This window comes from Streptomyces sp. NPDC052101 (assembly GCF_040680235.1).
Classification (GTDB): Bacteria; Actinomycetota; Actinomycetes; order Streptomycetales; family Streptomycetaceae; genus Streptomyces.
The window spans coordinates 129,678-154,978 of record NZ_JBFAWH010000004.1 but is presented as its reverse complement, the minus strand read 5'-3'; the positions used below and the strand labels follow the sequence as shown (position 1 = coordinate 154,978).

Genomic DNA, 25,301 nt, shown 5'->3' with positions numbered 1-25,301 from the left:
CCGATGACCCAGAACAGGACCGGGGGCCCGGGGGATCCGGGCAGCCAGTGGTACGACGGCGAGGCCGGACCACTGGTCCGCCCCTACGCGATGACGGGCGGGCGCACTCAGTCGGGGCCCACCGGGGTGCGTTTCGATCTGATCGCCCTCGTCACCCTCGACCCCGCGGCACCGGCGCTCGACGACGACACCGCGTTCGGCCCCGAACACCGGACCCTGATCGACCTGTGCCGAACGGAGACCCAGTCCGTCGCGGAACTCGCGGCGGACGCGGACCTCCCCGTCGGCGTGATCAGGGTGCTGCTCGGCGACCTCCTGGAACTGGGCTGTGTGGTCATCAGCCGTCCCGTGCCCCCGGCGCACCTGCCCGACGAACGGATTCTGCGCGAGGTCATCGCGGGATTGCGAGCGCTGTAGATGAACGTTCCAAACCCGGCGCGCACCGCGCTGCATCCCGAGTCGTACGCGTCGCATCCCGAGCCGTACGCGTTCCATCCCGATCCGCACATGTTGCGCCACCGGCCGGGCGCAGGACGGTCACATCAGGTGCGTTTCAGTCCAACTGCCCCAAGGTGCGGCCTCGTTGTCATGATGCTGACTTCACCTCCGCGCCAGGCGGACGCCGACCGCAGCCGATCCTCCCGAGAGAAGTGATCATGGGAACCGAGCACTCCGACGCCGTCGGCGACACCACCGCCCTCGCACTGAAGATACTGGTCGCCGGCGGGTTCGGCGTCGGCAAGACGACCCTGGTCGGGGCCGTCAGCGAGATCCGGCCGCTGCGCACCGAGGAACTCCTCAGTGAGGCAGGACAGCTGGTGGACGACACCGACGGCGTGGACCAGAAGGTCACCACCACCGTGGCCATGGACTTCGGGCGCATCACCATCCGCTCCGGCCTGTCCCTGTACCTCTTCGGTACTCCGGGACAGGACCGCTTCTGGTTCCTGTGGGACGAGTTGTCCCAGGGTGCCCTCGGAGCCGTCGTCCTCGCGGACACCCGCCGTCTGGAGGACTGCTTCCCCGCGGTCGACTACTTCGAGCACCGCCGCATCCCGTTCGTGGTGGCCGTCAACTGCTTCGCGGGCGCCCGCGCCCACGGCGCCCACGATGTCTCCCGCGCGCTCGACCTCGACCGTGGCACACCCGTGGTGCTGTGCGACGCGCGCGACCGGGACTCCGGCAAGGAAGTGCTGATCCGGCTCGTCGAGTACGCCGGGCGGATGCACACCGCCCGGCTCCTGGACTCCGTCGGCTGAGCCGTAGACTCAGGCCGCCAGATCCTTCACGGCCACCACGTGGTCGACCGTGACCCGGACCAGCAGCTCACCCGGAACGCCATTGCGGGCGCCGTACTCATCGGCGAGGTCCTCGCCCATGTACCGGGCGGCGATCCGGGTGGCCCAGTGACGCACCTGGTCCAGATCCTCCGACAGCCGTGCCTGACCGTTCAGCACCACGAAGTGGAACGGCGGCCGATCGTCGTCCACGCACAGGGCGATCCGTCCATCACGGGCGAGATTGCGCCCTTTCACGGTGTCCTTACCGGTATTGAAGACCAGTTCGTCCCCGTCCAGCAGAAACCAGATCGGGGCCACATGAGGGCTCCCATCGGCGCGAACGGTGGACAGTTTGCCGGTCCGGGTGCCGTTCGAGACGAACGCCCGCCATTCCTCGTCGGTCATCTTCTGTGCCATGTGCCCATCTTGCTTGCCCGGACGCCGGTCGTGGGGAAGGCTGGCGCAGGGTTCCTCCAGCCAGGGGGAGATCACACGGGGAGATGGAGATGGGGCAGAACCAGGGACTCGGCTGGCTCCTGGACGATCTGACCGAGCGTGTGGACCATGTGCGGCATGCGCTGGTCCTGTCCAACGACGGACTGGTGACGGGGGCGAGTACGGGCCTACGCCGAGAGGACGCCGAGCATCTGGCCGCCGTGGCGTCCGGGCTGTACAGCCTGGCCAAGGGGTCGGGACGCCACTTCGGCGCGGGCAGAGTACGCCAGACGATGATCGAGTACGACGACGCCGTGCTGTTCGTGACCGCGGCCGGCACCGGCAGCTGCCTGTGCGTGCTCAGCGGAGCGGAGGCCGACATCGGCCAGATCGCCTACGAGATGACCCTGCTCGTCAATCGCGTCGGCGAACACCTCGGCGTGGACCCGAGGCAGCCCGAGCGCACCCCCACCACAGAAGCCTGACCTGCGAGTTTTCCGATCTCCGTGGAGTTATCCACAGGCTCACCGCGGCCAACGCCGAATTGGCTACGGTGTGTGCACGGCGAACGCACAGGGCGTCAGCCAAGGACTCCACGGGGGAGTACGACCATGTCGGCAAGCACCGCCAGCCCACCCCGGCCCGCGACCTGCACTCCTAGCCATGCCGCTCGCGAACTGGGGCTCAAACGCGGCGAGTTCGACCTCGCCGTGCACCTCGGCCACATCCGGACCGTGCCCGACGAGGGAGGGGGAGGAGGCCGGAGGGTGGAGCGCGCGGAGATCGACCGCCTACGCGCGCAGGAGGACTACCCGGAAACCCTGCTCGATCGCGTCCGGGTGGTGGGTACGACGGAGGGCGCCGCGCTCATGGAGATCCCGGCCGGGCGCTTCACCCGCCTCGCCCGACTGGGCCTGCTCGTGCCGGTGAAGTGGTATCTGAACCGCTACAGGGCCATGGTCTGGCTCTATCTGGCGGAAGACCTGCGTGCTTTCGCCTCGGATGCCAAGAACACCCGCCTGCTCAAGGGGCGTACACCCGACAGCCTGCGCGGCCAACTGGACGCCGGGGTGGACCTGCGCGCCCGCAACTGGCGGGGACGCCACCTCGGGTTTCTGCTGCGCCAGGTCGACGAGCCGTGGGCCCGGGCCGGAGCCGTGGCCGCCTTCCTCCCGCCCGTCGAGATCGCCGATGTCGTCAACGATCCGTACGAGCGCGCCTATCTGAACCGGTTCCGGCCCGCGCCACCCGGTCAGGGCGCTCCCGGATCGCCCGCCGCGCACCTCGCCGAGCGGGCCACGACGGCGCAGGACGCGGACGAGATCGAGTGGCTGCGCAGCGAGCTGGCCCATCTGCTCGAGGAGGCTCGCGCCTTCTCACCGGCACCTTGCCCGGCCTTCCGCCGTGCCGCACCGATCCCGCGAGCGGCCGCACAGCCCATCCCGCCCATGGCCCGCACGGTCACACGAGTCACCGAGCCGACGGCACCGGCATGGTCAGCGCCCGGCGAAGAGCCGCCCGGAGCGCGGGCGCCCGAGCCGCCGCCGGGAGGGCCGGACCCGGAAACGGACCTGGAGACGGGGTCGGTGCCGGAGGTGTCCGGCCCGGACTGGGGGCCACGGCCGGGGCCGTCCGAGCCGAGGAACGAGCCCAAGACCCGGGCGTTCGAGTGGCATGGCCCGCCGGTGATGCCGTCGGCCGCGCCGCCCCCGGTGCGCCGAGGGCGGCGACGGGACGCGTCGGCCCCGCCTCAGCCCCGCCGCGGCCTGCGTGCCTGGCTGCGGCTGAGAAACCCTCGGCCCGCGCGGGTGTGACCAACCCGGCCGAGGCCCCGGCCGTCGGCTCTACAGGGACCTGAACAGGCCCTCCTGGACGACCGAGACGAGTAGACGCCCCTGCAGGTCGTAGATGCGCCCGCGGGCCAGGCCGCGCCCGCCGGTGGCGATCGGCGACTCCTGGTCGTACAGGAACCACTCGTCGGCGCGGAACGGCCGGTGGAACCACATCGCGTGGTCCAGCGAGGCCAGGTCGAAGTTCCGCGGCCCCCACAGGGGTTCGACCGGGATGCGGACCGCGTCCAGGAGGGTCATGTCGCTGGCGTAGGTCAGCGCGCACGTGTGGACGAGCGGGTCGTCACCGAGCGGTCCGACCGCGCGCATCCACACGGCGCTGCGCGGCTCGGCACCCACGATCTCCTCGGCGTTCCAGCGCAGCCGGTCGACGTAGCGGATGTCGAAGGGCTGGCGGCGCGCCATCCGCTCCAGCTGCTCCGGCAGGGCGCCCAGATGCTTGCGGATCTCCTCGGTGACCGTCGGCAGCGACTCCGGGTGCGGTACCTCACGGGCCGGCGGCAGCTGGTGCTCGAACGGTCCTTCCTCAGGCTTGTGAAAGGAGGCGGTCAGATTGAAGATCGTGCGGCCCTGCTGTACGGCCGTGACCCGGCGCGTGGTGAACGACCGGCCGTCGCGCACCCGCTCCACCTGGTACACGATCGGTACCCCGGGACGGCCTGGACGCAGGAAGTACGCGTGCAGCGAGTGCACCGGGCGGTCGCCTTCCGTGGTGCGGCCGGCGGCGACCAGCGCCTGGCCCGCCACCTGGCCGCCGAAGACGCGCTGCAGGGACTCCTGCGGGCTGCGGCCACGGAAGATGTTGACCTCGATCTGCTCCAGGTCGAGCAGGTCGACCAGTCTCTCGGCCGGGTTCGTCATCGGTGGCATTCTCCTTGGCTCACAACTGGCCGCTAACGGCTCACAACTGGCCGACATCGGTGACGCGGACGACCGCACGGCCCTCGGCGTCCGATGCCGCGAGGTCGATCTCCGCGCTGACGCCCCAGTCGTGGTCGCCGTTCGGGTCGTCGAAGATCTGGCGGACACGCCACAGGCCGTTCTCCGGCTCCTCCTTGATGACCAGCAGCTTGGGGCCGCGGGCATCGGGACCGGTGCCGAGATCCTCGTACTCGTCCCAGTACTTGTCCATCGCCTCGCCCCAGGCGTCGGCGTCCCAGCCGGACTCGCCGTCCATCTCCCCGAGTTCCTCGACCTGGTCGAGGGCGGCCAGCTCCACGCGCCGGAACATGGCGTTGCGGACCAGGACCCGGAAGGCGCGGGCGTTGGTGGTGACCGGCTTGACCTCGTCGGCCTTCTCCTGGGCCTCCTCGGCGGTCATCTCCTCAGGGTTCGCGAGTTGCTCCCACTCGTCCAGCAGGCTGGAGTCCACCTGACGCACCATCTCGCCCAGCCACTCGATCAGATCCTGCAGATCTTCGGACTTCAGGTCGTCCGGGATGGTGTGGTCGAGGGTCTTGTAGGCGCTGGCGAGGTAGCGCAGGACGATGCCCTCGGTGCGGGCCAGCTCGTAGAAGGACACCAACTCGGTGAAGGACATCGCCCGTTCGTACATGTCCCGGATGACGGACTTCGGCGACAGCGGATGGTCGCCGACCCACGGGTGGCTCTTGCGGTAGGTGTTGTACGCATGGAAGAGCAGCTCTTCCAGCGGCTTCGGGTACGTGACGTCCTGGAGGCGCTCCATGCGCTCCTCGTACTCGACACCGTCGGCCTTCATCGCGGCCACGGCCTCGCCGCGCGCCTTGTTCTGCTGGGCGACGAGGATCTGCCGCGGATCGTCCAGGGTGGATTCCACCACGGACACCATGTCGAGGGCGTAGGACGGCGACTCGGGGTCGAGAAGTTCGAAGGAGGCGAGCGCGAACGTGGACAGCGGCTGGTTGAGCGCGAAGTCCTGCTGCAGGTCGACCGTGAGCCGGACGATACGGCCCTCGGCGTCGGGCTTGTCGAGCTTCTCCACGATCCCGCCGTCGAGCAGCGAGCGGTAGATCGCGATGGCCCGGCGGATGTGCCTGAGCTGCTGCCTGCGCGGCTCGTGGTTGTCCTCCAGGAGGTGGCGCATCGCCTCGAACGCGTTGCCCGGGCGGGCGATCACCGACAGCAGCATCGTGTGTGTCACCCGGAAGCGCGAGGACAGCGGCTCCGGCTCCGACTCGATCAGCTTCTGGAAGGTGTTCTCCGTCCAGGCGACAAAGCCCTCCGGCGCCTTCTTGCGCACCACCTTGCGCCGCTTCTTCGGGTCGTCGCCGGCCTTGGCCAGCGCCTTCTCGTTCTCGATGACGTGTTCCGGCGCCTGCGCCACGACCAGCCCCGCCGTGTCGAAGCCGGCCCGACCGGCCCGGCCCGCGATCTGGTGGAACTCCCGGGCCCGCAGCGTGCGCACCCGGCTGCCGTCGTACTTCGTGAGGGCTGTGAACAGCACGGTGCGGATGGGCACGTTGACGCCCACGCCGAGGGTGTCCGTGCCGCAGATGACCTTCAGCAGACCCGCCTGGGCGAGCTTCTCCACCAGGCGCCGGTACTTGGGCAGCATGCCGGCGTGGTGGACGCCGATGCCGTGCCGGACGTAACGGGAGAGGTTGCGGCCGAACTTGGTGGTGAAGCGGAAGTTGCCGATCAGCTCGGCGATCTGGTCCTTCTCCTCGCGCGAGCACATGTTGATGCTCATCAGCGCCTGCGCCCGCTCCACGGCCTGCGCCTGCGTGAAGTGCACGATGTACACCGGCGCCTGCTTGCTCACCAGCAGGTCGGTGAGTGTCTCGGTGAGCGGGGTGAGCTGGTACTCGTAGGAGAGCGGCACCGGGCGGGTCGCCGAGCGGACCACCGACGTGGGCCGGCCGGTACGGCGGGTGAGGTCCTTCTCGAAGAACGACACATCGCCCAAAGTGGCAGACATCAGGATGAACTGCGCCTGGGGCAGTTCCAGCAACGGGATCTGCCAGGCCCAGCCGCGGTCGCCCTCCGCGTAGAAGTGGAACTCGTCCATGACGACCTGGCCGACGTCCGCATTCTTGCCGTCGCGCAGCGCGATCGACGCCAGCACCTCGGCGGTGCAGCAGATCACGGGGGCGTCGGCGTTCACGGACGCGTCGCCGGTGAGCATGCCGACGTTCTCGGTGCCGAACAGCTTGCACAGCTCGAAGAACTTCTCCGACACCAGCGCTTTGATCGGGGCCGTGTAGAAGGTGACCTCGTCCCGGGCCAGGGCGGCGAAGTGCGCGCCCGCGGCGATCATGCTCTTGCCGGAGCCGGTGGGCGTCGACACGATCACGTTCGCCCCGGAGACCGCCTCGATCAGCGCCTCCTCCTGGTGGGGGTAGAGCGTGAGACCGCGCTCCTGCGCCCACGACTCGAAGGCTTCGTAGAGGGCGTCGGGGTCGGCGGTCGGTGGCAGCTGATCGATGAGGGTCACGCACCCATCTTGCCTGGCCCGGCCCCCAAGAGGGGAATCGACTGCGGGCACGAAGATCACGGCCGCTACGCTGTGTCGCCGACGAAGCGTCAGCGCACCAGGTCAACTGGACAGCGGCACACAAGGAATGGGGCGGGAAGCGGCCATGATGGGACCAGCACACTCACTGTCGGGGGCCGCGGCCTGGCTCGGGGTCGGAGCCGCCGCGGCGGCGGCGGGGCACCCGATGCCCTGGCCGGTGCTCCTCGTCGGGGCTCTGATCTGTGCCGGTGCCGCGCTCGCCCCGGACCTCGACCACAAGGCGGCGACCATCTCGCGCTCCTTCGGGCCGATCTCCCACGGGATCTGCGAGATCGTGGACAAGCTGTCCCACGCCGTCTACAAGGCGACCCGGATGAAGGGCGACCCGCGCCGCAACGGCGGCCACCGCACGCTGACGCACACCTGGCTGTGGGCGGCCCTGCTCGGCGCCGGCTGCTCGGCGGCGGCGATCACGGGGGGCCGCTGGGCGGTGCTGGCGATCCTGTTCGTGCACATGGTGCTGGCGATCGAGGGTCTGCTGTGGCGGGCGACTCGCGGGTCCAGCGCCGATGTCCTGGTCTGGCTGCTGGCCGCGACCAGCGCGTGGATCCTCGCGGGGATCCTGGACAAGCCCGGCAACGGCTCCGACTGGCTGTTCACCGCGCCGGGGCAGCAGTACCTGTGGCTGGGGCTGCCGGTCGTGCTGGGCGCGCTGGTGCACGACATCGGGGACGCGCTGACGGTGTCGGGCTGCCCGATCCTGTGGCCGATCCCCGTGGGCCGCAAGCGCTGGTATCCCGTGGGGCCGCCGAAGGCGATGCGGTTCCGGGCCGGGAGCTGGGTGGAGCTGAAGGTGCTGATGCCGGCGTTCATGCTGCTCGGCGGAGTGGGCTGTGCGGCGGCCCTCAACGTGATCTGAGGCGCCCGTCAGCTGACCCGGGGCGCCCCTCGGGATCAGGGGTGGCTCTCCGCGGAGATCTCCACATCGATCACCAGGTGCCTCTGGCCGTCGTCCCACTCGATGGTCTGCTCGCCCTGTGCGGTCGAGCGGGTCAGGAACGCGTAGCCGGCGGCGCGGTCGGGCAGGGGGTGTGCGGGTCAGCCGGACAGCGAATCCTCGTCGACGATGTGCATCGCGGCCTCCTCGGCGGAGGCGGCGGCGCCGTCGATACCGACGTCGGTGGCGACGAGGGCGGCCTCTTCGTCCTCGTGCGCCCCCTCGTCCGGGGCCACCAGCCGGCCGGAGCGGAGGTAGCCGACCTCGTTGTCCAGCAGTTCCCCGTCGGTTCCGGCGCAGTCTCCGAGGCCGTCGCTGTCGGGCGCGGCCAGGTCGGGCTGCTCCTCTGCGAGGCGTTGGTCGAGGGTCTCGCCCGCCTGGCGTTCGGCCGCCGTCACACCGATGTGCTCCACCGCCCAGGGGCGCTCCGGAGGGGACCAGCCGCGGTCGAGCGGGTCCTCGACGCCGTCGAAGTCCAGTGTGTCCTCGACGTCGAGCACCCCCGAATCCTCCCGGATCTCCGAGGAATCGGGCTGGTAGACGTCGTCCCCCCAGCCGTCGGCGCTGTCCACGAGTACCTCCAGGTGGTGAGGACGGCCATGTGCCACCGCAGCGGGTGGCGGGCCGCCGGCACGTGCGGCACGGGTGTCACACGCCGTGAACCAGGTGGTTCCGACGCGTTCCCCGTACCGGTGCCGTTCTCCAGCCTTCCACCCCTGCTCGGGACCGCGCAACGGCACGGACGCCGCTCAGGGCCCGTATTCGTGCACTGGCATCCGGCGGCCCTCACGACGCACCCGCTCGCGGCGGTTCGCAAGCCCCAGGAGCCGACGGACGCCACCGCGCGCCGCCCCGTCGTGGCCGGGCGGTCCCAAGCGTCGACGGGACCCGCCGCGCGGGGGTTCGTCGCCGTCTGGCGGCCCCGAGCGACGGAAGGCTCCGCCGTAGAGGACTCCACTGTGCGCAGGCCCGCCTCGGTCCGGGTGGCTGAGGTCCTGGCCGCCAGGGGCACGGCATCCCGCGCTCCGGTCCCCGGCACCGGCTGCGGCACCGCAACGGTCATCGCGGAGACCGGCACCGTCGGCGCGCGCTGCGCCGCGGCACCGGTCACCCGTGGCCGGGCCGGATCCTCACCCGTGCCAGGAGCGCCACAGCGCCGCGTACGGGCCGTCCGCCGCGACGAGATCGTCATGGCTGCCCAGCTCGCTGATGCGGCCGTTCTCCACGACGGCGATCACGTCGGCGTCATGGGCGGTGTGCAGACGGTGGGCGATGGCGACCACGGTGCGGCCGTCCAGGACCCGGGCCAGGGAGCGTTCCAGATGCCGGGCCGCTCGCGGGTCGAGCAGCGAGGTTGCCTCGTCCAGGACCAGCGTGTGCGGATCGGCCAGCACCAGCCGGGCCAGCGCGATCTGCTGGGCCTGCGCCGGGGTCAGCGCCAGACCGCCGGAACCGACCTCGGTGTCCAGGCCGTCGTCCAGGGCCCGCGCCCAGTCGTCCGCGTCGACCGCGCCCAGTGCCGCCCACAGCTCGGCGTCCGTGGCACCGGCGCGGGCCAGCCGGAGGTTGTCCCGCAGGGAGCCGACGAAGACGTGGTGTTCCTGGTTGACGAGGGCGACGTGGGAGCGGACGCGTTCGGCGGGCATCCGGGACAGCTCCGCGCCGCCCAGGGTGATCCGGCCGTCGCGGGGCGCGTAGATCCCGGCGAGCAGCCTGCCCAGGGTGGACTTGCCCGCGCCGGAGGGTCCGACCAGGGCCAGCCGGGTGCCCGGGGCGACCTCCAGGGACACCTTGCGCAGCACGTCGACGCCCTCGCGGTAACCGAAGCGCACCCGGTCGGCGTGCACGTCCCGCCCGTCCGGCGCCAGCGAGGTGTCCCCGGCGTCCGGCTCGATGTCCCGCACACCGACCAGCCTGGCCAGCGACACTTGGGCGACCTGCACCTCGTCGTACCAGCGCAGGATCAGGTTCACCGGGTCGACGAGCATCTGGGCGAGGAGGGCACCCGTGGTCAGCTGTCCCACCCCGATCCAGCCGTTCAGGACGAACATCCCGCCGACCATGAGGACCGAGCCGAGGACGATGATGTGGACGGCGTTGATGACCGGGAAGAGCACGGACCGCAGCCAGAGCGTGTACCGCTCCCACGCCGTCCACTCCTTGATCCGCCGTTCCGACAGGGCGATGCGGCGGGCGCCCAGGCGGTGCGCCTCGATGGTGTGGCCCGCGTCCACCGTCTCGGCGAGCGCGGCGGCGACGGCTGCGTAACCGGCGGCCTCGGAGCGGTAGCCGGAGGGCGCCCGCTTGAAGTACCAGCGGCAGCCGATCACGAGCACCGGCACGGCGAGGAGCACGGCGGCCGCCAGCGGCGGAGCCGTCACGACGAGCCCGCCGAGCAGCAGCAGGGCCCACACGACACCGATCGCCAGCTGCGGCACGGCCTCGCGCATCGCGTTGGCCAGGCGGTCGATGTCGGTGGTGATGCGGGAGAGCAGGTCGCCGGTGCCCGCCCGCTCCAGCACGCCCGGCGGCAGCCCGACCGACCGGATGAGGAAGTCCTCGCGCAGGTCGGCCAGCATCTGCTCGCCGAGCATCGCACCGCGCAGCCGCACCTGCCGCACGAACACGGCCTGCACGGCCAGCGCGAGCACGAACACCGCTGCGATCGGGCCCATATGAAGTTCCCGCGACCTGTCCGACACCCGCTCGACCAGGCCGCCGAGCAGGTACGGGCCCACCATGGAGGCGATCACGGCCACCGTGTTCACGCCGATGAGCAGCAGGAACGCCCTGCGATGCCGGCGGAACAGCTCGGTGACGTAGGCACGCACGGTCGCCGCCGCGCCGACGGGCAGGGTGGTGGCGGTCGTCGGGGCCGCCGGGTCGTACGCCGGTGGCGCAACGCCGATCATGCGCTCTCCTCGATCTCTTTGCGTTCCTGGGGCGCGCCCACCAGGGCGCCCTCGTCGGCCGTGGCCAGTTCGTCGTCCGTCTCCCGCGTGACCACGGCCCGGTATCGCGGCTCGCTGTCGATCAGTTCGCGGTGCACACCGACCGCGACGACCTCACCCTCGTGGACCAGAGCGACCCGGTCCGCACGGTCGAGCAGCAGCGGTGAGGAGGTGAACACGACCGTCGTGCGTCCGGAGCGCAGTCGGTGCAGTCCGTCCGCGATCCGTGCCTCGGTGTGCGAGTCGACGGCGGAGGTCGGCTCGTCCAGCACCAGCACCTCGGGATCGGTGATCAGCGAACGGGCCAGCGCCAGCCGCTGGCGCTGGCCGCCGGACAGGGACCGGCCGCGCTCGGTGATGCGGGCGTCCATCGGGTCCGTGGCGTCCAGCGATCCCTGGACGAGGGCGTCCAGGACGTCGTCGCACTGCGCCGCGGCCAGAGCGTCCGCGGCCCGCACGACCCCGGACGCGGGCACGTCCAGCAGCTCGCGCAGCGTGCCGGACAACAGCACCGGGTCCTTGTCCTGGACGAGGACGGCGGTACGGGCGCTGTCCAGGGGGAGTTCGTCCAGGGCGACGCCGCCGAGCAGCGCCGAGCGGCCCGGCTCGGTCGAATGGCCGCCCAGCCGCTCCGCGAGCCTGCCCGCCGCGTCCGGATCGCCGCAGACCACGGCGGTGAGACGGCCGGCGGGAACCAGCAGACCGGTGCCGGGGTCGTACAGATCACCGCCTGGCACCTCCGCCTCGCGGGTGCCCTCGGTGGCATTGGACCGCTCCAGTGAAAGCACACGGGCCGCCCGTTTGGCCGACGGGCGCGAGAAGGAGTACGCCATGGCGATCTCCTCGAAGTGCCGCAGAGGGTAGTTGAGGACCATGATCGCGCTGTACACGGTGACGAGTTCGCCGACGGTGATCCGGCCCTGGCGGGCGAGGTGGATGCCGTGCCAGACGACGGCGATGAGCAGCAGTCCGGGCAGCAGCACCTGGAGGGCCGAGATCAGCGACCACATGCGGGCGCTGCGCACCGCGGCGTGCCGTACCTCCTGCGACGCGCGGCGGTAGCGGTCGAGGAACAGCTGCTCGCCGCCGATGCCGCGCAGCACGCGCAGCCCGGCGACCGTGTCCGAGGCCAGCTCGGTGGCCCGGCCCGCCTTCTCGCGCTGCACGTCGGCGCGGCGCGTCGCGCGGGGCAGCAGCGGCAGCACCGCGAGGGCCACCACCGGCAGTCCGACGGCGACGTCCACGCCCAGGGCGGGCTGGTAGACGACGAGGCCGACACAGACCACCACGACCGTCAGCGCGGCCGCGGTGAACCGGGAGACCGCCTCGACGAACCAGCCGATCTTCTCCACGTCGCCGGTGGAGACCGCCACCACCTCGCCGGCGGCGACCCGCCGGGTCAGGCCGGAACCCAGCTGGGCGGCCTTGCGTGCCAGCAGTTGCTGGACGCGGGCCGCGGCGGTGATCCAGTTGGTGACGGCGGTCCGGTGAAGGAAGGTGTCGCCGACGGCGATGCCCGTGCCGCACAGCAGCATCAGACCACCCGTCAGGGCTAGCCGGGTGCCGGAGCGGTCGACGACCGCCTGGACGGCGAGGCCGACACAGAAAGGCAGGGCCGAGACGGCGACGAAGTGCAGCAGGCCCCAGGCGAGCGACTTCAGCTGTCCGCCCAGCTGGTTCCGCCAGAGCCACCACAGGAATCGGGGGCCCGAACGCGCGTCCGGGACGCCCGGATCGGAGTACGGAAGGTCTTGAATCTGCATGACGTCCCAGTGGCTCGTGTCAGGAGGAAAGGAAAGGAAAGGAAAGGGAAGGGGTGGGGGAAGCAGGGCAGGGGTGGGGGAGGGGAGGCGGCGAAGAGCGGTGACGGGCCGTGAAAGGTTCGCGTCGCCGAGTGGTGAATTTCAAACGGTTTTCCTGACGGAGCGGTGAAATCCACCGGCTTCCGGCCACCCGGGGAGAGGCCCCGGGCCACGTGGCGCAGCGTCGCCGGGGGAGTCCGAGGTGGCTCTCGTCGACCGGGCGGACAGCCCGTCGAGAGCGCGCTTGAGGCCGTCACCCGAATGTCCTGAAGATCGCACAATCACCCGGTTTGTGATGCCACCATGGTCGTGTGCAGATGGACAGCGTGCGGCGAATGACGGTCGCGGTGACGGCTTTTGGAACGCTCCTGGCGACCCTGTCGGGGTGCGGCGCCGGCGCATCCCGCCCGGCGCGCGCCGGCGGGGCGGAGGCGCCCCGCGGCCAGGTCGCACGGAGCCCGACGGTCCCGACCGCCCCCGCGACCGACCCGACCCGTATCCCGGGCGTCGGCGACCGGCTGTACCGGCAGATCGCCCGGGGCTCCGGCCAGGTCCTTGCGGTGTACGGCGAGGGCGAGAACTCGCCCGACTCGACAGCCGTGCTGTTCATGCGGGAGGGCCCGGAGTGGCGGCCGGTGGCCCGTTGGCCGGCGCACAATGGCCGGAACGGCTGGACGGCGGACCACCATGAGGGTGACGAGCGCAGTCCCGTCGGCGTGTTCGGCCTCTCCGACGCCGGTGGCGTGCTCGACGATCCCGGCACCCGGCTGCCGTACGACCAGGACGCAAATGCCTTCGCGCCGCCGAACGACTGGGACGAGGCGCATCAGCACGACTTCGACTACGTCATCGCCATCGACTACAACCGCCTCCCGGGCAAACCACCGGACGACGGCGCACGCCCCGAGGGCAACGACAGGGGTGGCGGCATCTGGCTGCACCTCGACCACGGCGATGGCACATCCGCGTGCGTCAGCGTGCCCAAGGACGCCATGGAGTTCCTGCTGCGCACCCTCGATCCGGCCCGGCATCCGGTGATGGTGATGGGCGACAGAGGACAACTGCGCGCCTGACGCACCAGCACCTCCGTCGGTTTGAGCGGTCTTCCCGAGGCGGGCCAGGGCACCGCCATCCCCGGGCGATCCGCCCCGCCCCGTGCAGGCCCACCCGAGGTGCGCCCTGGCACGGATGCACCCGAGCGTGCCGATGTCGTGGTTTCGATCGCGCCGTTCTCCCCGAGGCGTCATTGCGGGCCGGACCCGAATGCCCGTAGAACACCGGCCATGAGAAGACGGATAGTCATGTCCATGCTGGCCGGAGTGACCCTCCTGGCGAGCGCGCTCTTCGGCTCCGGAGCTGTCGCCGCCCAAGCGGCCGACGTTCCGCCCGTGTTCGGTACCGACTGGCACGACCCGGTCACCGCGGCACCGTCCGTCGACCGGCCGCACACCAAGTCCTGCCAGGTCACTCTCGCCGACACCCAGTTCCGCGACTTCACGCCGTACCGAGGCGCCTACACCCCGCCCCAGGGCTGCGGCGACCACTGGAGCAAGGTCGTCCTGCGGCTCGACGGCAAGGTGAAGGGCCGTCAGTACGACCGCCTCGGCTATCTGCATGTCGGCGGTGTCGAGATCCTGCGCACCTCGACACCGGAGCCCTCGCCCGACGGCATCGCATGGCACGTCGAGAAGGACGTCACCCGCTACAGCGACACCTTCCGCAGCCCGAGGGACGTCGAGATGCTGATCGGCAACGTCGTGGACGACACGTACACCGGCGTGATCGACGTACATGTCACCCTGACCTTCTACGCGGGCCGCCCCGCCGAGCGGACCCCCGACCGTGTCCTCACGCTCGCCGACACGCCCGACGGTACGACCCTCACCACTCCGCGCAACAGCGAGCGGATCGTCGCCGAGGTCTACGCGACCGGTTCGGGCGGCGGCTGTGAGGAGTTCTGGTATCTCACCGTGGCCGACCCGGCGTCGTACTCCTGCAAGGCCGATCACGGTCCCTACCGCGAGGTGCAGATCAAGGTCGACGGCCAACTCGCCGGAATCGCCGCGCCGTTCCCCAATGTCTGGACCGGCGGCTGGTCCAACCCGTTCCTCTGGTACGTCCTCCCGGCGCCGCGTGCCTTCAATGTGCGGCCCGTCGAATACGACCTCACGCCGTTCGCGGGCCTGCTCGACGACGGCCGTCCGCACCGTGTCGAGGTGTCCGTCGTCGGCGTACCCGCGGGCCAGTCGGGCTGGAGCGCGCCGGTGAACGTCCTGGTCTGGCAGGACGCGCACCGCGCCCAGGTGACCGGCGCGCTCACCGTGCACCGGGCCACGGACATCGCCAATTCCTCCACCTACACGCCCGGTGCGGAGAACCGCGTGGACACCGACGCCGGACACCGGCTCACCGTGTCCGGATACCTCGACACCTCGCACGGCCGCGTGACCACCACCGTCACCCGGACGCTCGCCAACACCTCCGTCCACCGCTGGACCGACGGCGAGAACACGGACGGACTGGACGCGACGTGGTCCGACGACCAGACGGTCAGCGTCGGCGGACACGGTCCCGCGCGGACGACGCACACGCATCTGACGTACACCATGAACGGCGCCACCACCATCGGTACGGACAACCGGCTGCGCACCGTGCTGACGCTCGGCGACCGCGCGTCCGTCGTGGAGCTGCGGGACGGTCGGCGCACCGCGTGGTCGCGGCTCGACGACACCTACAACGGCGACGCGGCGTACACGATCAACGTCCCGCGCGACCAGCGGCACGCGGTCGGCACGTCGAGCGAGCGCTATCGGCTGTACGGCTCCGACGGCTGCTACGACCGGTCGCTGACCTCGGTTCAAGGGGTGTTGACGGAGGACCGCGAACGCTGCTGAACGCGGCTATGTGGAGTGCGCCACTCGCGGGGTGACGTACGCGGCTGTGACACGGGTGTCTCAGCGGGGATCAACAACGCCGCCAAAGCGATCGATGAGGAAGTCGCTTTCCTTGTCGCGGAAGTTCCGTCCGGCTTCTGCGAGTCGACGTCTCCCGGAGTGCCCGTGCCGCAGTCCGTACCGTCCCTGCCGCGACGCGTCGCACGCGTACCGCGTACCTCCCTCTTCGCGCAGGTCGCCTGTGCGCTCGTGCTCGGCATCGTCGTCGGGAAGCTGTGGCCGGCCGAGTGCGCCAAGAAGGTGCTGGACGGGGAGATCGCCTTCGTGGCCGACGACGTCCCGGAGGCGGAACCCGTCGTGGGGACACGGCCGACCAGCAAGGAGCCCGCGCCGGAAGCGGGCTGACCGCGGGCCGGCGGGCCGTGCACCGGGGTCGGCCGTCGGGCTCAGCAGCGCGTGCCGCTGTCCCCCTCGATCAGCGTGTCCAGCAGTACGCCGAGCACCTGGCGCTCCTTCTCCGTCAGCGGAGCGAGTATCTCCTCGGCCGCCGAGTGGCGTGCGCCGCGCAGCTCGCGCAGGGTCGTGCGCCCGTCGTCCGTCAGCTCGATCCGGGTCACGCGCCGATTCGCCGGATCCGGCACCCGCCGTACCTTCCCGTTGGTCTCCAGGCCGTCGACCAGCGTCGTCACCGCCCGCGGCACCACCTCCAGGCGCTCGGCGAGGTCGGCCATGCGTGGCGGCGAGGCGTAGTGCGCGAGGGTTCGGAGCAGCCGGGACTGGGCCGGGGTGATGCCGAGGTCGTGCCGTTCCAGATGGCGCTTCTGGATGCGGTGCACCCGGCGGGTCAGCCGGAGCAACTGCTCGGCGAGCAGGCCGTCGGGATCGGGGGTGGTCATGCGGGAACAATATCAGGATGCCGTTCATTGTGAGTATAGGTAACAATGAGCTACGATCCGTTTCGTCATCGTCGGCCGACCTCCGGCCGGCGCCCGTTCACCTCCGTAGGAGCCCATGCATCCCGACCGTGAAACGTCCTGGACGCCACCTGCCGACGCCAAGGAACAGCCCCGGCAGGTCCGCCGCATCCTGAAGCTCTTCCGTCCCTACCGCGGGCGGCTCGCGATCGTCGGCCTGCTGGTCGGCGCCTCCTCGCTGGTCTCGGTGGCCACACCGTTCCTGCTCAAGGAGACCCTGGACGTCGCGATCCCCCAGGGCCGCACCGGCCTGCTCAGCCTGCTCGCGCTCGGCATGATCCTGAGCGCGGTCCTCTCCAGCGTCTTCGGCGTGCTCCAGACGCTGATCTCGACCACCGTCGGCCAGCGTGTCATGCACGATCTGCGCACCGCGGTCTACGGCCGCCTGCAGCGCATGTCGCTCGCCTTCTTCACGCGGACCCGCACCGGCGAGGTCCAGTCCCGGATCGCCAACGACATCGGCGGCATGCAGGCCACCGTCACCTCGACCGCCACCTCCCTGGTCTCCAACGTCACCAGCGTCGTCGCCACGATCGTCGCGATGGTCGCCCTCGACTGGCGGCTCACGATCGTCTCGCTGCTCCTGCTCCCGGTGTTCGTCTGGATCAGCCGCCGCGTCGGCAACGAACGCAAGAAGATCACCACCCAGCGCCAGAAGCAGATGGCCGCGATGGCGGCCACCGTCACCGAGTCGCTCTCGGTCAGCGGTATCCTGCTCGGCCGCACGATGGGCCGCTCCGACTCGCTGACCGCGTCCTTCGCGGAGGAGTCCGAGCGTCTGGTCGACCTGGAAGTGAAGTCGAACATGGCCGGCCGCTGGCGCATGGCCGTGATCACGATCGTCATGGCCGCGATGCCCGCCGTCATCTACTGGACCGCCGGTCTCGCCCTCCAGTTCGGCGGCCCCAAGGTCTCGCTCGGCACCATCGTCGCCTTCGTCTCGCTCCAGCAGGGGCTGTTCCGCCCGGCCGTGAGCCTGCTCGCCACCGGCGTCCAGATCCAGACGTCCCTCGCGCTCTTCCAGCGCATCTTCGAGTATCTGGACCTGCCGATCGACATCACCGAGCGCGAGCGCCCCGTCCATCTCGACCAGGTCAAGGGTGAAGTCCGTTTCGAGGGCGTCGAGTTCCGCTACGACAACGACGACAGGACCCGTCCCGTCCTGGACGGCATCGAGGTCACCGTCCCCGCGGGCGGCAGCCTCGCCGTCGTCGGCCCGACCGGAGCCGGTAAGTCCACGCTCGGCTATCTGGTGCCCCGGCTCTACGACGTCACCGGCGGCCGGGTCACCGTGGACGGTGTCGACGTCCGGGACCTCGACTTCGACACCCTCGCCCGCGCGGTGGGCGTCGTCTCGCAGGAGACGTACCTCTTCCACGCCTCGGTCGCGGACAACCTCCGCTTCGCCAAGCCGGACGCCACCGACGAGGAGCTGCAGGCGGCGGCCAGGGCGGCGCAGATACACGACCACATAGCCGCCCTGCCCGACGGCTACGACACGGTCGTGGGCGAACGCGGCCACCGCTTCTCCGGCGGTGAGAAGCAGCGCCTCGCGATAGCCCGCACGATCCTGCGCGATCCGCCCGTGCTCATTCTCGACGAGGCGACCAGCGCGCTCGACACCCGTACGGAGGCCGCCGTGCAGCAGGCGATCGACGCCCTGTCGGCCGACCGGACGACGATCACCATCGCCCACCGCCTGTCCACGATCCGCGGCGCCGACCAGATCGTGGTCCTCGACTCCGGTCGGGTCGCCGAACGCGGCAGCCATGAGGAACTGCTGCAACAGGACGGCCGGTACGCCGCACTGGTGCGCCGGGACGCCCAGCTGGAACCGACGGGCTGAGAGCGGCCGGGACCGGCAAGCTGACGCTGCGACAGCCGCACGGAGGAGATGCCGGGTTTATGGTGATTTACGTATTATCGTTCCGTCATGCAGAGGAACATTCCGCCGCGGAGGACGATTCGACTGACACGCCTGGGCAGGCTGGTCCTGGTTGTGGCCGGCGCTGTCGTGGCCGGAACCGCGGTGGCGGTGCCGCTGCTGACGCCGGAGACCGGCTCCGAGGAGCCGGCGCCCGCCGCGCTGGTAGTCCCGGAGGGCTGGCGGGCGAGCCAGATCTACGAGGCGATCGACAAGGCCCTTGAGCTGCCTCCGGGCAGCACACGCAGGTCCATCGGGCAGGCCGGCCTGAAGCTGCCCACCGCCGCCCTCGGCAATCCGGAGGGCTACCTGTTTCCGGCGACATATCCCGTCCAGAAGGGAGCGACGCCCGAGTCCCTGCTGGGTTCCATGGTCGACACCGCCAACAGCGAGTTCAACGCGGCGCCGATGGCTGCCGGGGCGCAGCACAACGCGATGAACGTCTACCAGGCCGTGACCATTGCCAGCATCGTCCAGGCCGAGGCCGCGACACCGGCGGACATGGGCAAGGTCGCGCGGGTCGTCTTCAACCGGTTGGAGCGCGGAATGCCGCTGCAGATGGACTCGACGATCAACTACGCACTCAACCGCAGCACCGTCCACACCAGCCAGGACGACACCCGAGTCGAGAGCCCGTACAACTCCTACCAGCGCATGGGCCTCCCGCCCACGCCGATCGACAACCCCGGTGCGGAGGCGATGCACGCCGCGCTGAATCCGGTGCCGGGCGACTGGCTGTACTTCGTCACGGTCGGCCCGGGCGACACCCGCTTCACCTCCGACTACGCGACGCATATGCGCAACGTGGCCGACTTCAACGCCCTGCACCAGGGCGCGGGACAGGCGCATGCCCCGAGCCAGGCGGTGGCCGGTCCCGAGTCCTCGGTCCGCTGACCCGCAGGACGTCACGCGGCGGCCGGCTGCTCCTCGGCCAGCAGCCGCCGGATGTCCCGTACGGCCGCGCGGCCGGCCCGATTGGCGCCGATGGTGCTGGCCGAGGGGCCGTAGCCGACGAGGTGGACGCGTGGATCGGCCACCGCCCGGGTGCCCTCGACCCGGATCCCGCCGCCCGGCTCGCGCAGCCGCAGCGGACGCAGATGGTCCAGCGCGGCCCGGAACCCGGTCGCCCAGAGAATGACGTCGGCGGTGACGTGTCGGCCGTCGTTCCACGCCACGCCGTCCGGAGTGATCCTCTCGAACATCGGCTGCCGGTCCAGGACCCCGTCCGCGAGCCCCTGCCGGATCGCGTCGTTCAGGGGCAGCCCGGTGACCGAGACCACACTGCGCGGCGAAAGTCCCTGGCGCACCCGTTCCTCCACCAGGGCGACGGCCGCGCGGCCCGCCTCCTGGTCGAACGGACCCTCGCGGAACACCGGTGGCCGCCGGGTGACCCAGGTGGTCGCGGCCGCGTACGGGGCCAGCTCCAGCAGGTGCTGGGTGCCCGAGGCGCCGCCGCCCACGACCACGACCCGCTGCCCGGCGAACTCCTCGGGCCCGGCGTACTGAGCGGTGTGCAACTGCCGCCCGCGGAAGGTCTCCTGACCCGGATAGCGGGGCCAGAACGGCCGGTCCCAGGTACCGGTCGCGTTGATCAGAGCGCGGGTCGACCAGGTGCCGTCCGACGTCTCCACGAGCAACCGCCCGCCGTCTCCGTCCCGAACGGCCCGCACATCGACGGGCCGCCGCACTCGCAGGTCGAAGGTGCGCTCGTACCGGTCGAAGTACGCACCGATCACCTCCGCCGAGGGCCGCGCGGGATCGGCGTCCGTCAGCTCCATGCCGGGCAGCGCGTGCATCCCGTGCACCTTGCCGTACGTCAGCGAGGGCCACCGGAACTGCCAGGCGCCGCCCGGCGCGGGGGAGTGGTCGAGGACCACGACGTCGCGACCAGGCTCGAATCCGGCGCGCCGCAGATGGTAGGCGCTGGACAGCCCGGCCTGACCAGCGCCGATGACGACTACCTCGACCTCACGTGAATCGTTCACGCTTCTACCAACCAGTGGCCGGGCGGGTATCTTCCCGGGTCAGGAACCGTCCCGTCCGGCTCAGTGTCCGCCGGCCAGCGACACCGGCGCTCGGACCCCGCTCCCGCCCCCGGAGCGCCAGATGCGGATACCCCGAGAACACGAAGTGCTCCACACCGAGCGCGTGGTACTCCTCGATACGCATCGTTTCGATACGCACCGTTGAAGGCGTACGGCTCCCCGCGGTCGTGCCGCTCAGCTGCCTCCTCAGCCCTTGGCCGGAGTCGTCGACGGCGGCAGGCCGTCGTTGAACCGCGTGTCCACGAAGGAGCCGAAGCCCACCTTCCCCGGAATGAGTTTCAACTCGGTGAAGGTGTCGGCGATCTGCTGCTCGGAGGCGACGAGTGGCTTGTCGACGGCGACCGCGACACGGGTGGAGTTGCTCCGCTTCACCGAGGCCAGCGCCACGTCGTAGGGCAGGCCGGTGTCCTTGGCCCACACCTGGGCCCACTCCCGCTGATGGCTGTAGACCCAGGCCTGTGCCCGTCGCAGCCGGGCCAGGTAGTCCTTGATGACAGCGGCCTTCTTCGGGTCCTTCAGCGCGGAGGGCGCGGCCACCTGGAAGGTGAGCCCGTTGGTGATGCCCTCCCCCGTGGTCAGCACGCGGCCCTGCTCGGCCTGAAGGATCTGGGAGGTGTACGGGTCCCAGACCGCCCATGCGTCGACCTTGCCGGAGGTGAACGCGGCGAGGGCGTCGGCCGGCTGGAGGTACTTGACGTGGACGTCGGACAGGCTCAGCCCGGCCGCCTTGAGCGAGGCGACCAGCTGGTAGTGCGCCGACGAACCCTGCGCCACGGCGATGGACCTGCCCTTGAGCTGATTCGGCCCGGTCAGCTTGGAGCCGTTCGGCACGAGGATGGCGTCGCCCTTCGAGGCACCGTGCCAGGCGGCCACGACGGAGATCTTCGAGCCGGCGCCGGCCGCGAAGACGGGCGGGGTGTTGCCGACGCCGCCGATGTCGACGGCCCTCGCGTTGACAGCCTCCAGCAACGGCGGGCCGGAGGTGAACGTCGACCACTTGATCTTGTAGTTCAGGTCCTTCAGCTCACCGGCGGCACGCAGGATGGCCTGCGAACCACCCTTCTGATCACCGACGTTGAGAGTGACGGAGCCCTTGCCGTCGGTGTCGCTGCCGATGCCGGCGGACGAGTTCCCACCGCACGCGGTGAGCAGGAGGGCGAAGGGGAGAAGCAGCGCGGCGGGGACGAGTCGTCGGCGCATGGAGGTTCCGTTCGTATGCAGGAGTGAGCGAGTGGGGGTGGGGGCGGGAGGGGGCCTGGGGTTCAGGCGGCCTCGGCGGCCGTGTCGACACCGAGCCGTGTCAGCAGACCGGCACGCAGGGCGGCGAAGCGGGAATCGGTGAGCGCGCGCGGCCGGTCGAGGTCGATGCGCTGCTCGTGGGCGATCCGGCCGCCGTCCATCACCAGGACGCGGTCGGCGAGCAGTACGGCCTCCTCGACATCGTGCGTGACCAGCAGCACGGCGCAGCCCCGGCGCTGCCACACCTCCCCGACCAGTCGCTGGGCCTTGATCCGGGTGAGCGCGTCGAGGGCGCCGAACGGCTCGTCGAGCAGCAGCAGATCGGGCTCACGCACCAGAGCACGGGCGAGGGAGGCGCGTTGTGCCTCGCCGCCGGAGAGGGTCCTCGGCCAGGCGTCGATCCGGTGGCCGAGGCCCACCTCGTCCAACGCCCGCTCGGCGACGGCGCGTTCGGGCCTGCCGGGCAGACCGAGCAGGACGTTGCGCCACACCTTCTTCCACGGCATGAGCCGGGGAGCCTGGAAGGCGACGGCTCTGCGGCGCGGGACCAGCGCGGTGCCCTGGATGTCGCGGTCCAGCCCGGCGAGGATGCGCAGCAACGTCGACTTTCCGCAGCCGCTGAGGCCGAGCAGGGCGACGAACTCGCCCGGCGCGATGTCCAGTCGTAGGTCGTCGATGACGGCACGGCCGTCGAAGGAGCGGGTCAGCCCCTCGACATGGACCGCCTGTCCGGTCACCGGCCGGTGAACGTCGGTCGCCATTGCAGCAGCAGCCTTTCGAGGGAGCGGACGACGAAGTCGGCGAACAGGCCGAGGAAGGCGTAGACGATCAGGCAGACCACGATCACGTCGGTCCGCAGGAAGTCCCGCGCCTGCACCATCAGGAAGCCGATGCCCGCGTCGGCGTTGACCTGCTCGGCGAAGACAAGCGCGAGCCAGGCGATGCCGAGTGAGTAGCGCAGCCCGGTGAGCGCGCCGGGCAGCGCCCCCGGCAGCACGACATGCCGCACCAGACCCCACCGGGAGAGCCCCAAAGACTCCCCGGCCTCGATGAGTTGGGAGTCCACGCCGCGGATCCCGGCGTACACGTTGAGATAGAGCGGGAAAGTCACGCCGAGCGTGATGATGGCGATCTTCGGGGTCTCGCCGATGCCGAACCAGATGATGAACAGCGGGATGAGACCGACGAACGGCACCGTCCGCAGCATCTGCACCGGCGCGTCGACCAGGTCCTCGCCGATCCGGAACAGGCCTGAGAGCAGGGCGAGTCCGGTGCCGGTCAGAGTCCCGAACAGCAACCCGAAGGCGACGCGCCGGAGCGAGGTGCCCATGGCCGACGGCAGCGAACCGTCACGCACCAGGTCCCAGCCGACCTGGGCGATCCGGCCCGGCGAGGCGAGCACGTCGGCCGTCAACGCACCCGTGGCGCTGAGGACTTGCCACAGGGCGAGCAGCAGGATCGGGCCCGCGGTGCGGCGCAGCCAGCGGGGGATGCGGAGCCGGCGGGAAGAGGCCGGGACGACGGGCCGGAGGTCGAGGGGGGTGCGGTCGGTGTGCTCCGTTCCGGGATCCTCGGACTTGCGCATACCAGAAATATCGGGTTCTGGAGAGCTGGGTGGGGCATGGCTGATGCTCATGAACGCTCCACGCGGAAGAGAGAGTGGGGCAGGCGGAAGGGAGAGCGGGGCGGAGGGGAGCCGGTTCGCGCCGACCAGCCGTGCCCGCCTCACCAGCCGTGCTTCAGAGGCAGGTCACGGAGACGGCAGAGGAGGCCGGAAGAATGGGCCGGAAGGAGAGGCGGAAAGGCGTCAGCGGCCGCGGTGACACGCGGCGGAGGCCACCCGCAGCAGGTCGATATGACCGCGCGTGGTGAGCAGGGCTGAACGCAACATGCGGCAGAACGTAGCCAGCCGACTGCTGCAAGGTCAACGGCGTCTCGATCTGTGGACCCCATGTATCAGGAGACGGTCGCGCCGCCGAGTGCGAAACCCGGCGTATGGGCCAGGATGGGGGCATGCCAGATGCCTTCACCACCCGAATGCTGCACGTCTCCACCGGCTCCCGGGAACGCGTCGTCGACCTCACCGCCGACTGCGAGGACTTCCTGCGGGAGGCGGCGGGCGGCCGCGACGGCCTGCTCAACATCTTCGTCCCGCACGCCACCGCCGGAATCGCCGTCATCGAGACGGGCGCCGGCAGCGACGAGGACCTCCTCGCCGCCCTGCACACCCTGCTCCCCGCCGACGACCGCTGGCAGCACCGCCACGGCAGCCCGGGTCACGGCCGCGACCACGTCCTGCCGGCCGTCGTTCCGCCGCACGCGACCCTCCCGGTCATCGCCGGCCGCCTGGAACTGGGCACCTGGCAGTCGGTCTGCCTGGTCGACACCAACCGCGACAACCCCGAACGCAAGGTGCGGCTGAGCTTCCTCGGCTGACTCCGGCGGTGCAGACCCGGAATCCGGCCGGGACGACGTAAGGGGGATTGGTAGTAAGGGAGTTGGGGACGCTCGCCGGGTGGGGGTGCCCGGGCTCAGGGCGGACCGGGCGGTGGTACCAGGCCGAGTCGCTGGGCTCGTAGCACGGTGCCCACGCGGTCGCGGGTGCCCAGCTTGCGGTAGATGTTCTCGACGTGCTTGTGCACCGTGCGTACCGAGATGCCGAGGCGGCGGCCGATGGCGTCGGCGGTGAGCGCTTCGGTGAGCAGCAGCAGGACGGTCGTCTCACGCGGCGTCAGCGCACACTCCGCCGCCCGCTCCTCCGGCTCCGCGGCCGGACCGAGCGCGCGCTGCCACTCCTCCAGCAGCTGCCGCTGCCGCTCGACGGCCGCCAGCAGTGGCTGTGCACGCTCCGCCATCGCGAGATGGTCGTCGGTGAAGTCCGTACCCGAGCGGTAGACGAGGCACCCGGTGACGGGGGTGGTGTGCTCGGGAAGCGGCACGCCCATCACATGGTCGACGTCCCACACGTCGCTCAGCAGACGCGCCGTCGGACTGTCCGGCCAGTCACGGCCCGCCGCCCGGTGCGCGGTGACCGGCCTACGGTCGGTCCTGTCGGCGTAGTGCTGGGCGAGGGGATAGCACGCCCGCAGCAGCGCCAGGTCCGTGTCCCCGAGCCGCTTCAGCTCGGCGGCGGCAGCGTCCGGCGCCGCGCCTATCGTGCCCGCGCGCTCGCTCCAGTCGTCCCGCTTGTGGATGACCGCCTCACCGCCGCACAGGTCCGCCAGGGCACCGGCGAGCATCGGCCACAGCCGCGCGGGATCCCGTTCGTGCAGTGCCGCCACGGCGAGCGCCGTCAGACGTTCGTAGGCTCGGTCCAGCCCCACCTGTTCCTCTCCGGTCGCCTCGCGGCCCGTCCTCCGCGTCCGCGTACGTACTTGTACGCGCGCGTACGTAGATGTACGCATACCCTCGCGGCCCTCGGCTGTCGCAGACTGCAACCCGGCGACACCGGTCTGGACGGACATATTGTCCGGC

General features: G+C 70.7%; 23 protein-coding genes and 3 pseudogenes. 11 read left to right on the top strand and 15 right to left on the bottom strand.

Features of this window, described 5'->3' with window-relative positions; translation table 11 throughout:
• The first annotated feature begins 3 nt into the window (after positions 1 to 3).
• Both AB0L75_RS10850 and AB0L75_RS10845 read left to right on the top strand, forming a co-directional pair.
• Positions 4 to 417 carry a DUF742 domain-containing protein gene (locus AB0L75_RS10850; protein WP_365178441.1) on the top strand — a complete coding sequence of 138 codons (414 nt, stop codon included), beginning with the start codon at positions 4 to 6 and terminating at the stop codon, positions 415 to 417.
• 239 nt (positions 418 to 656) lie between these two features.
• A complete protein-coding gene (locus AB0L75_RS10845) occupies positions 657 to 1,259 on the top strand; it encodes an ATP/GTP-binding protein (RefSeq protein ID WP_365178438.1) in 603 nt (200 codons plus the stop codon).
• Between the two features lie 9 nt (positions 1,260 to 1,268).
• Here AB0L75_RS10845 and AB0L75_RS10840 read toward each other — a convergent pair whose 3' ends face one another.
• Positions 1,269 to 1,697, bottom strand: a complete 429-nt coding sequence (locus tag AB0L75_RS10840; protein WP_365178435.1) for a PPOX class F420-dependent oxidoreductase — start codon at positions 1,695 to 1,697, stop codon at positions 1,269 to 1,271.
• 89 nt (positions 1,698 to 1,786) lie between these two features.
• On the opposite strand from AB0L75_RS10840, the gene AB0L75_RS10835 reads away from it, so the two are divergent.
• Together AB0L75_RS10835 and AB0L75_RS10830 are read left to right on the top strand one after the other, a co-directional pair.
• Positions 1,787 to 2,200 (top strand): roadblock/LC7 domain-containing protein, encoded by a 414-nt coding sequence (locus AB0L75_RS10835; protein ID WP_365178433.1) that lies wholly within the window; start codon positions 1,787 to 1,789, stop codon positions 2,198 to 2,200.
• 126 nt (positions 2,201 to 2,326) lie between these two features.
• A pseudogene (locus AB0L75_RS10830) lies at positions 2,327 to 3,112 on the top strand (DUF6397 family protein); the annotation flags it as partial.
• 447 nt (positions 3,113 to 3,559) lie between these two features.
• Here AB0L75_RS10830 and AB0L75_RS10825 read toward each other — a convergent pair.
• Together AB0L75_RS10825 and AB0L75_RS10820 are read right to left on the bottom strand one after the other, a co-directional pair.
• Positions 3,560 to 4,426: an acyl-CoA thioesterase II gene (locus AB0L75_RS10825; protein ID WP_365178430.1), complete on the bottom strand. Its 867-nt coding sequence runs from the start codon at positions 4,424 to 4,426 to the stop codon at positions 3,560 to 3,562.
• A 40-nt stretch (positions 4,427 to 4,466) separates the two neighbouring features.
• Positions 4,467 to 6,980 carry a DUF3516 domain-containing protein gene (locus AB0L75_RS10820; protein WP_365178427.1) on the bottom strand — a complete coding sequence of 838 codons (2,514 nt, stop codon included), beginning with the start codon at positions 6,978 to 6,980 and terminating at the stop codon, positions 4,467 to 4,469.
• A gap of 145 nt (positions 6,981 to 7,125) precedes the next feature.
• Here AB0L75_RS10820 and AB0L75_RS10815 point away from each other — a divergent pair, with 145 nt between their 5' ends.
• Complete coding sequence (locus tag AB0L75_RS10815) at positions 7,126 to 7,920, top strand: metal-dependent hydrolase (protein WP_365178424.1); 795 nt, start codon at positions 7,126 to 7,128, stop codon at positions 7,918 to 7,920.
• 38 nt (positions 7,921 to 7,958) lie between these two features.
• Here AB0L75_RS10815 and AB0L75_RS10810 read toward each other — a convergent pair.
• The 4 genes and pseudogenes from AB0L75_RS10810 to AB0L75_RS10795 all read right to left on the bottom strand — a co-directional run.
• Positions 7,959 to 8,087 (bottom strand): annotated as a pseudogene (locus AB0L75_RS10810) (50S ribosomal protein L31); the annotation flags it as partial.
• Positions 8,088 to 8,099: 12 nt separating this feature from the next.
• Positions 8,100 to 8,570, bottom strand: a complete 471-nt coding sequence (locus tag AB0L75_RS10805; RefSeq protein ID WP_365178421.1) for a DUF5709 domain-containing protein — start codon at positions 8,568 to 8,570, stop codon at positions 8,100 to 8,102.
• Between the two features lie 558 nt (positions 8,571 to 9,128).
• Positions 9,129 to 10,910: an ABC transporter ATP-binding protein gene (locus AB0L75_RS10800; protein ID WP_365178418.1), complete on the bottom strand. Its 1,782-nt coding sequence runs from the start codon at positions 10,908 to 10,910 to the stop codon at positions 9,129 to 9,131.
• Positions 10,907 to 12,712, bottom strand: coding sequence for an ABC transporter ATP-binding protein (locus AB0L75_RS10795; protein ID WP_365178415.1), 1,806 nt, complete (start codon positions 12,710 to 12,712; stop codon positions 10,907 to 10,909). The genes AB0L75_RS10800 and AB0L75_RS10795 overlap by 4 nt, the downstream gene beginning before the upstream one ends.
• A 356-nt stretch (positions 12,713 to 13,068) precedes the next feature.
• On the opposite strand from AB0L75_RS10795, the gene AB0L75_RS10790 reads away from it, so the two are divergent.
• The 3 genes from AB0L75_RS10790 to AB0L75_RS10780 all read left to right on the top strand — a co-directional run bounded on the left by AB0L75_RS10790 (position 13,069) and on the right by AB0L75_RS10780 (position 16,050).
• Positions 13,069 to 13,824 carry a L,D-transpeptidase family protein gene (locus AB0L75_RS10790; protein ID WP_365178909.1) on the top strand — a complete coding sequence of 252 codons (756 nt, stop codon included), beginning with the start codon at positions 13,069 to 13,071 and terminating at the stop codon, positions 13,822 to 13,824.
• Positions 13,825 to 14,034: 210 nt separating this feature from the next.
• Positions 14,035 to 15,645, top strand: a complete 1,611-nt coding sequence (locus tag AB0L75_RS10785; RefSeq protein ID WP_365178412.1) for a peptide-N4-asparagine amidase — start codon at positions 14,035 to 14,037, stop codon at positions 15,643 to 15,645.
• A 165-nt stretch (positions 15,646 to 15,810) separates the two neighbouring features.
• A complete protein-coding gene (locus AB0L75_RS10780; protein WP_365178936.1) occupies positions 15,811 to 16,050 on the top strand; it encodes a hypothetical protein in 240 nt (79 codons plus the stop codon).
• A gap of 41 nt (positions 16,051 to 16,091) precedes the next feature.
• Here AB0L75_RS10780 and AB0L75_RS10775 read toward each other — a convergent pair whose 3' ends face one another.
• Entirely contained in the window at positions 16,092 to 16,541 is a 450-nt protein-coding gene (locus AB0L75_RS10775; protein WP_365178409.1) for a MarR family transcriptional regulator, read from the bottom strand.
• Between the two features lie 115 nt (positions 16,542 to 16,656).
• Between AB0L75_RS10775 and AB0L75_RS10770 the strand changes: the two genes are divergently transcribed.
• Together AB0L75_RS10770 and mltG are read left to right on the top strand one after the other, a co-directional pair.
• Positions 16,657 to 18,465 carry an ABC transporter ATP-binding protein gene (locus tag AB0L75_RS10770; RefSeq protein ID WP_365178406.1) on the top strand — a complete coding sequence of 603 codons (1,809 nt, stop codon included), beginning with the start codon at positions 16,657 to 16,659 and terminating at the stop codon, positions 18,463 to 18,465.
• 87 nt (positions 18,466 to 18,552) lie between these two features.
• Positions 18,553 to 19,437, top strand: a complete 885-nt coding sequence (gene mltG, locus AB0L75_RS10765; RefSeq protein WP_365178403.1) for an endolytic transglycosylase MltG — start codon at positions 18,553 to 18,555, stop codon at positions 19,435 to 19,437.
• Positions 19,438 to 19,448: 11 nt separating this feature from the next.
• Here mltG and AB0L75_RS10760 read toward each other — a convergent pair whose 3' ends face one another.
• From AB0L75_RS10760 to AB0L75_RS10735, 6 genes and pseudogenes are all read right to left on the bottom strand, one after another.
• Positions 19,449 to 20,528 (bottom strand): FAD-dependent oxidoreductase, encoded by a 1,080-nt coding sequence (locus tag AB0L75_RS10760; RefSeq protein WP_365178400.1) that lies wholly within the window; start codon positions 20,526 to 20,528, stop codon positions 19,449 to 19,451.
• Positions 20,529 to 20,646: 118 nt separating this feature from the next.
• Positions 20,647 to 20,709: pseudogene (locus AB0L75_RS10755) on the bottom strand (alkanesulfonate monooxygenase); the annotation flags it as partial.
• A gap of 65 nt (positions 20,710 to 20,774) precedes the next feature.
• Entirely contained in the window at positions 20,775 to 21,788 is a 1,014-nt protein-coding gene (locus AB0L75_RS10750; RefSeq protein WP_365178397.1) for an ABC transporter substrate-binding protein, read from the bottom strand.
• Positions 21,789 to 21,850: 62 nt separating this feature from the next.
• Positions 21,851 to 22,588 (bottom strand): ABC transporter ATP-binding protein, encoded by a 738-nt coding sequence (locus tag AB0L75_RS10745; protein ID WP_365178394.1) that lies wholly within the window; start codon positions 22,586 to 22,588, stop codon positions 21,851 to 21,853.
• Entirely contained in the window at positions 22,561 to 23,463 is a 903-nt protein-coding gene (locus tag AB0L75_RS10740) for an ABC transporter permease (protein ID WP_365178391.1), read from the bottom strand. The genes AB0L75_RS10745 and AB0L75_RS10740 overlap by 28 nt, the downstream gene beginning before the upstream one ends.
• A gap of 171 nt (positions 23,464 to 23,634) precedes the next feature.
• Positions 23,635 to 23,718, bottom strand: coding sequence for a putative leader peptide (locus tag AB0L75_RS10735; protein ID WP_365178906.1), 84 nt, complete (start codon positions 23,716 to 23,718; stop codon positions 23,635 to 23,637).
• 122 nt (positions 23,719 to 23,840) lie between these two features.
• On the opposite strand from AB0L75_RS10735, the gene AB0L75_RS10730 reads away from it, so the two are divergent.
• A complete protein-coding gene (locus AB0L75_RS10730) occupies positions 23,841 to 24,263 on the top strand; it encodes a secondary thiamine-phosphate synthase enzyme YjbQ (protein ID WP_365178388.1) in 423 nt (140 codons plus the stop codon).
• 95 nt (positions 24,264 to 24,358) lie between these two features.
• On the opposite strand, the gene AB0L75_RS10725 is transcribed toward AB0L75_RS10730, so the two are convergent.
• The gene (locus tag AB0L75_RS10725) at positions 24,359 to 25,150 is read right to left on the bottom strand and encodes a LuxR C-terminal-related transcriptional regulator (protein ID WP_365178385.1); all 792 of its coding nucleotides are present in this window, start codon (positions 25,148 to 25,150) and stop codon (positions 24,359 to 24,361) included.
• Positions 25,151 to 25,301: the final 151 nt, after the last annotated feature.